Origin of the sequence: Bradyrhizobium pachyrhizi (assembly GCF_001189245.1) — a bacterium.
Lineage (GTDB): Bacteria > Pseudomonadota > Alphaproteobacteria > Rhizobiales > Xanthobacteraceae > Bradyrhizobium > Bradyrhizobium pachyrhizi.
The window spans coordinates 80789-92951 of the sequence record NZ_LFIQ01000118.1; the positions used below are offsets into that span (position 1 = coordinate 80789).

Annotated in this window: 14 protein-coding genes; 8 read left to right on the forward strand and 6 right to left on the reverse strand. The window is 65.5% G+C overall.

The window, feature by feature from the left end; all coding sequences use genetic code 11:
- Positions 1–255: a hypothetical protein gene (locus tag AKL29_RS34290; RefSeq protein WP_050387215.1), complete on the reverse strand. Its 255-nt coding sequence runs from the start codon at positions 253–255 to the stop codon at positions 1–3.
- 203 nt (positions 256–458) lie between these two features.
- On the opposite strand from AKL29_RS34290, the gene AKL29_RS34295 reads away from it, so the two are divergent.
- From AKL29_RS34295 to AKL29_RS34315, 5 genes are all read left to right on the forward strand, one after another.
- On the forward strand, positions 459–680 hold the full coding sequence (locus AKL29_RS34295; RefSeq protein WP_028334708.1) for a hypothetical protein: 222 nt from the start codon (positions 459–461) through the stop codon (positions 678–680).
- Positions 681–847: 167 nt separating this feature from the next.
- Positions 848–1528, forward strand: coding sequence for a transglutaminase-like domain-containing protein (locus AKL29_RS34300; protein ID WP_028334709.1), 681 nt, complete (start codon positions 848–850; stop codon positions 1526–1528).
- 43 nt (positions 1529–1571) lie between these two features.
- Positions 1572–2498 carry a DMT family transporter gene (locus tag AKL29_RS34305; RefSeq protein WP_050387216.1) on the forward strand — a complete coding sequence of 309 codons (927 nt, stop codon included), beginning with the start codon at positions 1572–1574 and terminating at the stop codon, positions 2496–2498.
- Between the two features lie 83 nt (positions 2499–2581).
- Positions 2582–2764, forward strand: a complete 183-nt coding sequence (locus AKL29_RS34310; protein ID WP_028334711.1) for a hypothetical protein — start codon at positions 2582–2584, stop codon at positions 2762–2764.
- Between the two features lie 656 nt (positions 2765–3420).
- Positions 3421–3813, forward strand: coding sequence for a hypothetical protein (locus AKL29_RS34315; protein WP_028334712.1), 393 nt, complete (start codon positions 3421–3423; stop codon positions 3811–3813).
- 180 nt (positions 3814–3993) lie between these two features.
- On the opposite strand, the gene AKL29_RS34320 is transcribed toward AKL29_RS34315, so the two are convergent.
- From AKL29_RS34320 to AKL29_RS34330, 3 genes are all read right to left on the reverse strand, one after another.
- Positions 3994–4434: a hypothetical protein gene (locus AKL29_RS34320; protein WP_028334713.1), complete on the reverse strand. Its 441-nt coding sequence runs from the start codon at positions 4432–4434 to the stop codon at positions 3994–3996.
- A 166-nt stretch (positions 4435–4600) separates the two neighbouring features.
- A complete protein-coding gene (locus AKL29_RS34325) occupies positions 4601–4972 on the reverse strand; it encodes an ElaB/YgaM/YqjD family protein (protein ID WP_016842979.1) in 372 nt (123 codons plus the stop codon).
- A 112-nt stretch (positions 4973–5084) separates the two neighbouring features.
- Positions 5085–6197, reverse strand: a complete 1113-nt coding sequence (locus AKL29_RS34330) for an AI-2E family transporter (protein ID WP_028334714.1) — start codon at positions 6195–6197, stop codon at positions 5085–5087.
- A gap of 227 nt (positions 6198–6424) precedes the next feature.
- Between AKL29_RS34330 and AKL29_RS34340 the strand changes: the two genes are divergently transcribed.
- The 3 genes from AKL29_RS34340 (at position 6425) to AKL29_RS42410 (ending at position 8267) form a co-directional block, all read left to right on the forward strand.
- The gene (locus AKL29_RS34340; RefSeq protein ID WP_050387292.1) at positions 6425–7243 is read left to right on the forward strand and encodes a L,D-transpeptidase; all 819 of its coding nucleotides are present in this window, start codon (positions 6425–6427) and stop codon (positions 7241–7243) included.
- Between the two features lie 124 nt (positions 7244–7367).
- Positions 7368–8000, forward strand: a complete 633-nt coding sequence (locus AKL29_RS34345; protein ID WP_028334716.1) for a DUF2865 domain-containing protein — start codon at positions 7368–7370, stop codon at positions 7998–8000.
- A gap of 111 nt (positions 8001–8111) precedes the next feature.
- Complete coding sequence (locus tag AKL29_RS42410; protein ID WP_016842974.1) at positions 8112–8267, forward strand: Thivi_2564 family membrane protein; 156 nt, start codon at positions 8112–8114, stop codon at positions 8265–8267.
- A 439-nt stretch (positions 8268–8706) separates the two neighbouring features.
- Here AKL29_RS42410 and AKL29_RS34350 read toward each other — a convergent pair whose 3' ends face one another.
- Positions 8707–10869 (reverse strand): malate synthase G, encoded by a 2163-nt coding sequence (locus AKL29_RS34350; protein WP_050387218.1) that lies wholly within the window; start codon positions 10867–10869, stop codon positions 8707–8709.
- A 146-nt stretch (positions 10870–11015) separates the two neighbouring features.
- Positions 11016–12163: adenylyl-sulfate kinase (gene cysC / locus AKL29_RS45985; RefSeq protein WP_244482578.1), on the reverse strand; the 1148-nt coding region annotated here is incomplete at its 5' end.

Here is a 12163-nt window from a genome sequence, read left to right on the forward strand (position 1 = left end):
TTAGTCAGTCGCGCGGCGGCCGGTGCGTGGATTGAGCGGCGCGGTCGGCGGCCGTCGCAGCGCTTCGGGCAGGAACGGTTCGCCCCGCCGAGGTGAGGCGTCGGCACGCACATCGGCGGCCCATTGCGCACGTTCGTGCGGCGTCTGGTTGTCGTCGAAAGTTCGCTTCACATCGACGCCGCCGACGGGGTCGTTGACGCCGTTCCGGCTGGCGGGATGGTCGACGCCGCTGTGGATGTCACTGGAGTTGCCCATCGTGGCCTCCGTGCTCGGCTGATCCGGATCAATATTTGATCCTGGATCCAGGACTTCTGCACCAACGTGGCCCGCGCAAGCGCCGTTCCAAAAAAGTGAAGGGGCGGAGGTCCCGTCTGTGGCCCGGAATCCTTGGCGCGCCCGGGACCAGCCGGTAGGATGGAACCCGGATGGTAGCCAGGAACCAAGGGAAAGACCGGGGAATGAAGCACGTCGACGTCGCGGTGATTGCTGCCACGCTGTGGCTGCTGGCGTCGATGGTGCTGGACATCCTGACGCCGAAGTCGATCACCGCGCTGGTGATCGCCGCCGCGCTTGCGCCGCCGTTCCTGATCGGGATAGGCATCCATTTCGCACGTGAATATTTCAAGGCCAGGCGGCGCAGCTACCCGCCGCCGCAGTTGGACGAACACTTCAAGAACTAGCGTGTTTTCGAACGAAGTGGCACCGGTTCGCGTGAAGAAAACGCGTCAAAGCTAAAATCCAGGCCCCCGTTTCGATTCAATCAGAGCGGGGCTCCGGCCGGGCAGGGCTGCGGGAAACGCTGCACGTGCTGCATTGAACTGTGCAGATGGCTTGCTAAGCTTGTGCCATGACCGAGCAGCTCCCCGATACGATCAGCCGCCTCTACACCGACCCTGGCGAATATGTCGACAGCGACCATCCCGCCGTCGAGGCGTTCGCCCGCGCCGCCGTTCCGTCTGACGCCAGCGCGCGCGACAAGGCGCGCCGGCTCTACACCGCGGTGCGCGACGGCATCCGCTACAACCCCTATGTCAGCATGCGCTCGCCCGAGAGCTACCGGGCCTCCAGCGTGCTCGCCGCCGGCAATGGCTACTGCGTCGGCAAGGCGGCGCTCTATGCCGCGGCCTGCCGGGTCCACGGCATCCCGGCGCGTGTCGGCTTCGCCGATGTGCGCAACCATCTCACCACCGAGAAGCTGCGCCAGAGCATGGGCTCGGACCTGTTCACGTGGCACGGCTTCACTGAAGTGTTCGTCGACGGCGCCTGGCGCAAGGCGACCCCGACCTTCAACGACACGCTGTGCGCCAAGCTCGGCGTCAAGCCGCTCGATTTCGACGGCCACGCCGACGCGCTGCTGCATCCCTTCGACGGCGAAGGGCGCGCCTACATGCAGTATGTCAACGACCACGGCAGCTATCACGACGTCCCCGCCAAATTCCTGATGCGCGAGATGGCGCGCGAATACGCCACGATGCAGGGCGAGGATCTCGCCGGCCGCGACATGGAGCGCGAGGCGGCCGAGCAGTAGCGGACGAGTGAGCCGATCGCACGCCGGCTGAGGGGGCGGTGTCATGGATGCGGAGCCGCCGAAAGCGCAGGTCAGCCGCCCCGCCAAAGGCTGGGAGGACGCGGTCGCGCTGACCGGCTTCATCCTGGTCGCGGTCGGGCAGGCCTCCAACCAAGTTCTGGCGCGCGGGCTCGCCGGCTCGGTGCCGCCGTTTTCGCTCGCCTTCTTCCGCTGGAGCATCATCGCCATCGGCCTCGCGCCGTTTGCGATCGCAGCGATCCGCGACGGCAAGATCCCGCTGGCGCAGAACCTCTGGCCGATCCTTGCCGCCGGCTTCCTCGGCATGTTCCTGTGCGGCGGCCCGGTCTACATCGCCGGCATCACGACCACCGCGATCCACATCGCGCTGATCTTCGCGCTGTCGCCGATCATGGTGCTGCTGATCTCGGCGGCGCTTGGCATCGAGCATATCGGTCCGCTGCAATGGCTCGGCACGGCGCTGGCGCTCGGCGGTGCGCTCTTGATCGTCTCGGGCGGTCGTCTGGAAACGCTGACGCAGTCGAGCGCGGCCTGGGGTGATCTCCTGGTGGTGTGCGCGATGCTCGGCTGGTCCGGCTACACGCTGCTGCAGTCGCGCGTCGCGCCGCGCGCCTCGCTGCTGGCGCGGGTCAGCTTGTTCTCGGCGGCCGGCGCGCTGTGCTCGCTGCCGCCGGCGCTCCAGGAGATGTGGGCGACGCCGGCTGCGGTGTTCAACACAAGGGCGTTCGAGGCCTATGTCTTCGCCGGCCTCGTGCCCGGCCTGATTGCCTATGCCGGCTTCGCCTGGCTCGGCGCGAGATTCGGCTCGGTGCGGAGCTCGCTGGTGCTCTACGTCGCACCGATCGCGAGCGCGCTGCTGTCCTGGATCATCCTCGGCGAGCCGCCGAAGCTGATCCATCTGGTCGGCGGCCTTTTGATCCTGGGCGGCGTCTGGGCGAGCCTGCGCAAATAGATCCGGTTCCTTCCCAAGGTGCAACCATTTCCGGGCTCGTGCGTTGAATCCAGCGTTGATTCAAGAGCTTAGTCGGAGGTCGCATGAATCTTACTCCCCAGCAGCGCAAGGACCGTGATGCGCAGCGTCAGCAAGACGCATCGCAGGCGATGAAGGAGCATCGCGCCAACGAGAAGGCGTTCTACGACAACTTCCAGCGCCTCAAGGCCGAGCGGCAGGCGCGCGAAGCCGCGGAGTCACGGAAGGCGAAATCCGCTTCGAAATAAGCGCTTGGAGTCACACCAACCAATCCGGATGGTCCGGATCTGACCGACCGAGAAGGAGCGGAAGCGAGGGGGCGAGCACGGCGCAAACGAACTCGCCCCGAAGACGAGAAATCTCCAGGCTTATGGAGGACGTCAGATGTACTTTGCCGATCAGAGAACGGTCACCTGCAAATGCGGTGAGCCCTTGAGCGAATTGATGCTCGTCGACGACCAGACAACCGGAATCAAGTTTCACGTCGGTCGTTGCCCGTCATGCCGTGAAGTGACGGTTGTTCGATCCCAGGACATGCCATCGAACGACAATGCCTGACGCGGACGGTCCTCTCGCGAGTGGGAGGACCGGGCCTTTGGTTTCAGGTTTTCGGACCGGTGAGCGACAGGCCGGCTGACGCATCGTTTGCGGCACACCAGAAAAAGAGCAGGGCGCGACCGGCATCACCACGGTCGCGCCCTACGTCGCCGGTCAATGGGGCAGGGGGAATAACCGGCTCTTCCAAAGACTCGCAGACCCCCTGAGTCGTTCCGTACAAGCGAAAATATTTTCGTACACGGTTAAGTGATGGCCGGACGCGAGAACCCCGCGGGTTTCGTTCGCGTTGTGTCCGGGATCGCCAAGGGATCGTCGAGCGAATTTCCATGGGGCGAGGGACATCACCATGTCAAAGATTCAGATGGGAATTTTCGCTACGCTGGCGGCTGGGTTGACGCTTGGCGCCGTCCAGCTGGCATCCGGCCACGATCTCATCGGCCGCCAGCAGGTCACCACCGCACTGGCGCCGGAGAGCGCCGTCAATCGCGCCGCCAAGACCGACCGTGCCGCGATTCCAGTCACCGGCCTGCCGAGCCGGACCGTTGCGCTGAAGGTCGAGCGGCTTCCCGATACGTCGGTGCTGGTCCGCGTCCCCGTGGCCAAGGAAGAGGCGCGCCATCGCCCGGCAGTGCCCGCTCGGGCACGGCCCGGCGACACCCGCAAGGTGGCCTGCGAGCCCGTGGTCAGCGTACTGACCGAAGTGGCCAAGCTGCTGCAGCCCGGCCGCTGCGTGACCTGAGCAGGGCGAAGCGCTATCGCAACAAGCAAACGCTGTCATCGCCCGCGAAAGCGGGCGATCCCGTATGCCGCGGCCCATTCGCTTAATACAGCTGTCTCTGGAATCTGGATCGTCCGGTCAAGCCGGGCGACGACGATGGTTGTCGGTGCTGGTTTCGCGCTAATCTTGCAAACGAGAGGGCTATTCCTCCTCGTCCGCCTCGCTGCTGCTGGCGGCGCTGCGGCTTGCCATCAGGCCAAGCGCGAGGCCGCCGATCGCCAGGATCGGGATCAGCCGCTTCACGCCGATGGCCCGCACGATCTGCAGGCCGGTGGCGACCACCACCGGATCGGCAAACACATTGGCCGCGGCGGCCTTTGCCGCCTTCTCGGCGCGGCGGCGCATCTCGCGCCTGCGCACGATGTAGACGCTGGCGGCGATCAGCGTGACGACAAGGAACAGCGCGGCGCCGGCGAGGCATGCTTCCACCGGCCCGTAGTGCTGCAGTACGTAGACGAAGGCGGCGGCGCACAGGAAGCCGATGGTGATGAACAGCGCGATCGCGGTGGCCGCGGCCAGCGACGTCAGCCGCAGCACGTTGCCGGTGGAATCCTTGACGTCATTGATCAGCCGCTGAAGCATCGACCAGCCCTGCCCTGAATCTTGCCTTGAATCTTGCCTTGAGCCTTGCCCTGAAGAGCGCATCGACAAACGCAGCGGCGGCGCGCCAGCGCCGCCATCGCATCCAGAGGGGCGGTTTCCGCGTGATCGCCACCATGGGGCTCATCCCCCGGAGACCGCAGATTGCCTAGCGGCGCCAGGTGACGCCGATCAGGAAGCCGAGACCGAGCGCAAGGCCGACCGTCGCCAGCGGCCGCTGTGTGATCATATCCTCCAGCGATTCCTCGATCGAGGATGCGGCATCCTGCGCCGCGCCCATCATCGCGCTGCCGCGCTCCGACATGTCGTCGAGTGTATCTTCCGCACTGGCGCGCGCATCCTTGTAGCGGCGGCGGGCCTGCTTGCCCGCGTTGTTGGCAAACGAGTTCAGCGCGTCGGTGATCTGTTCGGTGAGGGCGGCGATATCGTTCTTCACGGCGGTGACATCCTTTTCAAGGCGTTCGTAGGTCGCTTTGTCCGTCATGTTCTTGATCCCAAATGCGCTGTCCGTGCTCGACATCGAAAAGCTCCCGGAGAACTTGCGTGCTGGAACAAAAACGCGCCGCGCGGTGCATGGTTCCAGCCGTGAAACCGGGCTTCAAGCGGTGCCGGCTTCGCTTGAGAACGCCTTGCTAGTCTTCCGGCAGCTGCGGCGAATTGACCGGCATCAAATGCTCCTTGACGATCAGCGCCACGATCAGGAGCGGCGACGACAGGAAGGCGCCCATCGGGCCCCACAGCCAGGTCCAGAACGCCAGCGCCAGGAAAACCGCGAGCGCGTTCAGCGACAGCCTGCGGCCGACGATCGTCGGTGTGACGAAATGTCCTTCCATGAAGGTCACGACGGTAAAGCAGGCCGGTGCGATCAGCCCGGCGCCGATGGTCGGCGAGGCGATGATGCCGACCGCGACCAGCACGACGAACATCGCGATCGGCCCGATGATCGGAACGAAGTTCAGCGTCGCGGCGAGCGCACCGAGCCCGGCCGGATTTGGCATGCCCGTTGCCGCGCAGATCGCGCCGGTGACGATGCCGACGCCGACATTGATCGTGGTCACCATCAGAAGATAATTGCCGAGATGGGTCTCGACCTCGTTGAGGATGCGCAGCGTGCGCAGCCGCGCCGTGCGTTCGCTGAAGGCCATCACCAGTGCGCGCCGCAGATCCTTCCAGCTTGCGATGAACAGGATCAGGGTCGCGATGAACAGCAGGAATTCGGCGAAGGTCGGTGACAGGAATTCCAGCGTCGGCTGCACCCACTCGAATTTCGGCAGCTGGAGCGTGGCCAGCGTATCGGAGCCGCCGACCATGGTCTGCAATTCCTGCCACAGCGCGAGCGGCCGGTCGAACACATGCAGTTTCTCCTTCAGGATCGCGCCGAGTTCGGGCAGCCGCGAGCTCCACTCCATCACCGGCGAGGCAATGAGCCCGACCATGAAGCTGACGGCGGCGCCGACCGCGATCACGATGACGACCGCGCCGAGCGCGCGCGGGATCCGATAGCGTTCGAGCATGCTCGCCGCCGGCGACAGCATGGTGCCGACGATGAAGGCCATGGTGATCGGGAGGAAGAAGGCGCGTGCGAAATAGAGCACCGCGACAATGACGATAACCAGCAGGGCCATCAACGCGAAAGCGACGGCCTCGGCGCGGCTGACAACCGGCGGCAGCTCGATCTTGCTGTCGGGGACTGGCGTGCCTTCGGGCGCTTTGCCAAGCAGGTCTTCACTCGGAAAGGCGCGCACCGAACTCCTCCCGCGTGAGGACGAACAAACCCGTCGCGTGGTCGCCCCGCGCGTCGAATTGCGCGGTGACAACTGGCCGATACGGAGGAAGTTCCATCGCGGGTTCGTGAAACGTGACGGGTTGACAATCGCGGCTTCGCGACGATTCGCGGCGGAACCGACTCGCGGCCATGCGCGTTGGCCCGGCATCGCATCACCACGATGCGCATCCCGTCCAGGGGCAGCACATGACACAGCAGTCTGTTTCCAGCCGCCGGCTTGCGTCGCGCGCCGCGCGCACCCTTGCCTTCGCCAGCGTCCTGTTTGCGACGCCGTTTGTCGTCACCACGTCGGCCAGCGCCCAGGTCCGCTCTTCCGCGCTCGGCTATGCGTCGACGCAGCCGGGCGCATTTCCCGCCGACGAGGTGATGAACGACCCCTCGGCTGGCGTCGCCGAGGACGGCGCGCTGCCGGAGCGGCTGCGCCGGACCACCGTCGCGCTCAACACGACCGAGGCGCCCGGCACCATCATCATCGATACTGGCAACACCGCACTCTATTACGTGCTCGGTGGCGGCCGGGCGATCCGCTACGGCGTTGGCGTCGGCCGCGAGGGGTTCACCTGGGCCGGCACACAGACCATCAGCCGCAAGGCCGAATGGCCGGACTGGCATCCGCCGGCCGAGATGATCAAGCGCCAGCCCTATCTGCCGCGCTTCATGGCCGGCGGCCCGGGCAACCCGCTCGGTGCGCGCGCGATGTATCTCGGCTCGAGCGAATACCGCATCCACGGCACCAACGATCCCTCGACGATCGGCAAGTTCGTCTCGTCCGGCTGCATCCGCCTGACCAATGAAGACGTCTCCGACCTGTTCAGCCGGGTCGATGTCGGCACCAGGGTCGTGGTGCTGCCGAAGAACGCGCCGCACCTCGCCGCGCGCGAGATCGGCCCGACCACGACGCAGATCTCGGTCCGGCCGGCCGCGGCGCGGCCGCGCCCTGCGGCGACGACGCTGCCTTCCGGGCGTCAGGCGATGAACATCCCGACGGCTTCCTCGTTGTACTAGAGCGTTTTCGAGCGAAGTGGATACCGGTTCGCGTGAAGAAAACGCGTCAGAACCAGAATCTAGGGCCTCGTTCCGATTCAATCGGAACGGGGCTCTAGGGATCGGCATGGTACCGAGGTCGGTGATGGTGAAACGGCACGTAAGGCGCTGCGCGTTCGGCACGGCGGCATTGCTCGGCCTGTCCCTTGCGCCTGCAGCGCAGGCCCAGGACTTCTTCTCGCAACTGTTCGGCGGCTTCATGCATGGCCGCCCGCCGGTGATCCGGATGCCGTTCGACGACGGCCCGGCGCCGATGGCGCCGCGGGTCGAGCGCCGTCCTCGCTATGACGTCGGCCAGGCCTATTGCGTGCGGACCTGCGACGGCCGCTATTTCCCGCTCGCTGCGACCGGCAACCAGAGCAAGGCGGAAAGCTGCAACAGCTTCTGTCCGGCGAGCGCGACCGAAGTGGTCTATGGCGGCAACATCGACAACGCCGCGACGGAAGACGGCAAACCGTATTCCGAGCTGCCGAACGCGTTCCGCTATCGCGACGAGATGGTCTCGGGCTGCACCTGCAACGGCAAGGACACTGTCGGCCTCGCCGCGGTGAAAATCGAGGACGATCCGACCTTGCGCAAGGGCGACATCGTTGCCGGCAAGAACGGGCTGATGTCGGTGAGCCGTCCGGACCGGCGCGGCGCGCAGCTCAACTTCACGCCGGCGCCGGATCGCATCCGCGCCAAGTATGGCCGGCCGGCGGTGGTGGCGCGCGAGTAGCGTCGATCACACGTCGGCGGCCGCTTTCGGTTCCTGGCGCGGAACCGGCCTGCCTCCTGCACGTTAGCAAAGGGCGAACAGCAGATTCACCGATGCCATCAGGGGCCCCGCATGCTCGTCGGCGTACTCGTCACCTTCCTTGTCGTCATTCTCGTTCTTTATCTCATCAACATGCTGCCGCTCGACGGCCGCGCCAAGCAGATCGCGCGCGCCGTCGTCATCATCATCGGCATCGTCTCGCTGCTGAAGTATTTGGCGGTGTTTTAGATCTGTCATTGCGAGGAGCCAACGGTCCGCGCGAAGCGCGGCCCGATGACAGGCCACGCGACGAAGCAATCCACCTGTCCGCATACGGGAGGGGTGGATTGCTTCGCTGACGCTCGCAATGATGTGGATGCTGTAGCGGACTGCCAACAAAAAAGCCCCGGCTCATCGTCGGGGCTCTTGCTTGTCGCAGCGATCGCGGATCAGCCCCGTGGCCTTCGCGATTTCTGGATAATGGAAATATGGACCTGATTTGCCCGACGAGTCAAGTTGCCGTATCCGCCGGCTACTTTGCATGGGGTTGTTTTCGATATTTTTGGCAGTGCGCCCTTACGACGGCAGGCGATCGCGTCCGGCTCTTCCCGGCGTCACTCGCGGCGCCGACAAAAAAAGCCCCGGCTTATCGCCGGGGCTTTTGCATGTCGTTGCGATCGCTTGCAGATCAGCCGGCGGCCTTGGCCTCGCGGCGGCGCGCGGTGAGGATGTATTCGGTATAGCCGTTCGGCTGCGTGCGGCCCTCGAAGATCAGGTCGCAGGCGGCCTTGAAGGCAACGCCATCAAATGAAGGCGCCATCGGCTTGTAGAGCGAATCGCCGGCGTTCTGCTTGTCGACGACGACAGCCATGCGCTTCAGCGACTCCATCACCTGGTCCTTGGTGATGACGCCCTGATGCAGCCAGTTCGCGAGGTGCTGGCTCGAGATGCGGAGCGTGGCGCGGTCCTCCATCAGGCCGACATCGTGGATGTCGGGCACCTTGGAGCAGCCGACGCCCTGGTCGATCCAGCGCACGACGTAGCCCAGGATGCCCTGGCAGTTGTTGTCGATCTCCTGCTTCACGTCGTCGGGCGCCCAGTTCGACTGCGACACCGGAATGGTGAGGATGTCGGAGAGCTTGGCGCGCGGTCCGCCCTTGGCGAGCTCCTGCTGCCGGGCGATCACGTTGACCTGGTGATAGTGCAGCGCGTGCAGCGTGGCTGCGGTCGGCGACGGCACCCACGCGGTGGTGGCACCGGCCTGCGGATGGCCGATCTTCTGCGCCAGCATGTCGGCCATCTTGTCGGGCGCGGCCCACATGCCCTTTCCGATCTGGGCATGGCCGGGCAGGCCATCGATCAGGCCGTTGTCGACGTTCCAGTCCTCATAGGCCTTGATCCAAGGCTGGGCCTTCATGTCGTTCTTGCGGATCATCGGACCCGCTTCCATCGAGGTGTGGATCTCGTCGCCGGTACGGTCGAGGAAGCCGGTGTTGATGAACATGATGCGCTTGGAGGCGCGCTGGATGCAGGCCTTGAGGTTGACCGTGGTGCGGCGCTCCTCGTCCATGATGCCGACCTTCAGCGTGTTCTCCGGCAGGCCGAGCATCTTCTCGACCTCGGCGAACAGGTCGCAGGTCAGCGTCACCTCGTCGGGGCCGTGCATCTTCGGCTTGACGATATAGGCCGAGCCGGTGCGGCTGTTCCTGACCTTGGAATTGCCCTTGAGGTCGTGGATCGCGAGCAGGCCGGCGACCGCGGCATCCAGGATGCCTTCCGGGATCTCCTCACCCTTGGCGTCGAGCACAGCGTCCGTGAACATGTGGTGGCCGACATTGCGCATCAGCAGCAGGCTGCGGCCGTGCAGCTTCAGCTCGCTGCCGTCGGGCTTCTTGTAGACGCGGTCGGCATTGAGCGAGCGGGTCAGCGTCTTGCCGCCCTTCTCGAAATCGGCCGACAGCGTGCCGTTCATCAGGCCGAGGGTGTTGCGATAGACCAGCACCTTGTCCTCGGCGTCGACGGCAGCGACCGAGTCCTCCATGTCGAGAATGGTGGAGACCGCCGATTCCAGGATCATGTCGGCGACGCCGGCCGGGTCATCCTTTCCGATCGCGTTGTTGCGGTCGATCTTGACCTCGACATGCATGCCGTTGTTGACGAGCAGGATCGCGGAAGGCTGGGCGGCGTCGCCCTGATAGCCGGCGAACTGGGCGGCATTCTTCAGCGCGGTCGAGTTGCCGCTCTTCAGCTTGACCGAGAGCTGGCCCGCGATCACGGCGTAGGAGGTCACGTCGGTGTGGCTTCCGGTCGCAAGCGGCACGGCGGCGTCGAGGAACGCCTTCGCCTTCGCGATCACCTTGTCGCCGCGGGCCTTGTTGTAGCCCTTGCCGCTCTCGCTCGGATCGTGCGGGATCGCGTCGGTGCCGTAGAACGCGTCGTACAGCGAACCCCAGCGCGCGTTGGCGGCGTTCAGCGCGTAGCGGGCGTTGGTGAGCGGCACCACCAGCTGCGGGCCGCAGATCTTCCCGATTTCCTCATCGACATTTGATGTCTCGACCTTGTGGGTCGCGGGCTCGGGCAGCAGGTAGCCGATGTCCTTGAGGAACGCGGTGTAGGCGTTGATGTCGAACGCCTTGCCCTTGTTGGCGCGATGCCAGTCGTCGATCTTGGCCTGCAGCGTGTCGCGGACTGCGAGCAACTCGCGGTTCTTCGGTCCGAGCTTCTGGATGATGGCGGCAAGTCCGGCCCAGAACGCATCCGGGGCGATCCCGGTTTTCGGCGTCGCCTCCTTGGCGATGAAATCGAACAGGACAGGGGCGATCTTCAATCCATGGGCATCGACACGAGTCATGATGGGCTTTCTCAAAGAAATGGGGCGTTTAGGGGCTGTTTTCGAGAGAAATCAGCAAAAAACGCGCCAAAGGGCCGCGTTCACGGCCCTTTTAGCCCTAAAGTCCCGGTTCTGAGAAGGCCCCCCAGAGGAGGGGGCTGCGCCGCCTAGATATTCGCCGCGAGGTCGGTCAGTTCGTCGAACAGGATGCCGGTCGTGGCCAGCATCCGCTCGATCTCGTCGGTGGCATCGCTGACCGAGCGGTTCGAGGTGTCGATGGTCAGCTCGTTGCCGGTCGGCGGCTGGTAGTCATTGCCGATGCCGGTAAAGCCCTGCAGCGCGCCGGAGCGGGCCTTGGCGTAATGGCCCTTCGGATCGCGGGTCTCGCAGACCTCGGCCGGTGTCGCGACATAGATCTCGCGGAACGCGCTGTCGGCGATGCGGCGAGCTGCCGCACGGTCGGCGGTCGACGGCGACACCGCCGCGACGATGGCGATATGGCCGTTGCGCGCCAGATGGGTCGCGACTTCGGCGAGGCGGCGGATGTTTTCAGCGCGGTCCTGCGGCGAGAAGCCGAGATCGCCGTTCAGCCCGGCACGCAGCGTGTCGCCATCAAGCAGGATCGGCGAGCCGCCATTGCCGAACAGGCGCCGCTCTAGCGCCCGCGCCAGGGTCGACTTGCCCGAGCCGGGCAGGCCGGTCAGCCAGATCACTGCGCCGTTGTGGTGGTAGCGCGCCGAGCGCTCGTCTGGCCGCAGCGCGGACTCCACTGGCACGATATCGACCGGCACGGCGGGCCGGCCGGCGTCAACCGACAGCACGAGACCGCCGCCGGCGATGCGGCCGTTGACCTCGATCACGAGGCGGCCGGTGCGCGGATTGTCGGTGTAGGGATCGGTTGCAACCGGCTGCGCCAGCGAGATGTCGATCTCGCCGACATGGTTGCGCGCGATCGCGGTGTTCTCTTCGTTGGACAGCGCGCCGGGATCGACCGCCTTCTCGATCGCGACGACGGTGGCGCGGCTTTCCTTGGTGCCGAGCCGGATCAGAATCTGCTCGCCCTTGGTCAGCGGCTTGTCATGCAGCCAGAAGATCCGCGCGCGGATGCGGCGGGTGTCGCGCGGGCTCTGCCCGGAATGTCCGATGATGTCGCCGCGCTCGAGGAACAGCTCGCGGTCGAGCGTGATGCCGACCGAGCGGCCGGCGCCCTGCGGGGCGTTCACCGGCGTCACCGGCCAGCTCTCGACGGTCTTGATCTGCGCGATCTTGCCGGTCGGCATGATCACGATCTCGTCGCCGGCCTTCAGGCTGCCGG

Bases quoted from the DNA above. Each gene is read 5' to 3' on its own strand.
- AKL29_RS34290 (WP_050387215.1), bottom strand. From the start codon at position 255: ATGGGCAACTCCAGTGACATCCACAGCGGCGTCGACCATCCCGCCAGC.
- AKL29_RS34295 (WP_028334708.1), top strand. From the start codon at position 459: ATGAAGCACGTCGACGTCGCGGTGATTGCTGCCACGCTGTGGCTGCTG.
- AKL29_RS34300 (WP_028334709.1), top strand. From the start codon at position 848: ATGACCGAGCAGCTCCCCGATACGATCAGCCGCCTCTACACCGACCCT.
- AKL29_RS34305 (WP_050387216.1), top strand. From the start codon at position 1,572: ATGGATGCGGAGCCGCCGAAAGCGCAGGTCAGCCGCCCCGCCAAAGGC.
- AKL29_RS34310 (WP_028334711.1), top strand. From the start codon at position 2,582: ATGAATCTTACTCCCCAGCAGCGCAAGGACCGTGATGCGCAGCGTCAG.
- AKL29_RS34315 (WP_028334712.1), top strand. From the start codon at position 3,421: ATGTCAAAGATTCAGATGGGAATTTTCGCTACGCTGGCGGCTGGGTTG.
- AKL29_RS34320 (WP_028334713.1), bottom strand. From the start codon at position 4,434: ATGCTTCAGCGGCTGATCAATGACGTCAAGGATTCCACCGGCAACGTG.
- AKL29_RS34325 (WP_016842979.1), bottom strand. From the start codon at position 4,972: ATGTCGAGCACGGACAGCGCATTTGGGATCAAGAACATGACGGACAAA.
- AKL29_RS34340 (WP_050387292.1), top strand. From the start codon at position 6,425: ATGACACAGCAGTCTGTTTCCAGCCGCCGGCTTGCGTCGCGCGCCGCG.
- AKL29_RS34345 (WP_028334716.1), top strand. From the start codon at position 7,368: ATGGTGAAACGGCACGTAAGGCGCTGCGCGTTCGGCACGGCGGCATTG.
- AKL29_RS42410 (WP_016842974.1), top strand. From the start codon at position 8,112: ATGCTCGTCGGCGTACTCGTCACCTTCCTTGTCGTCATTCTCGTTCTT.
- AKL29_RS34350 (WP_050387218.1), bottom strand. From the start codon at position 10,869: ATGACTCGTGTCGATGCCCATGGATTGAAGATCGCCCCTGTCCTGTTC.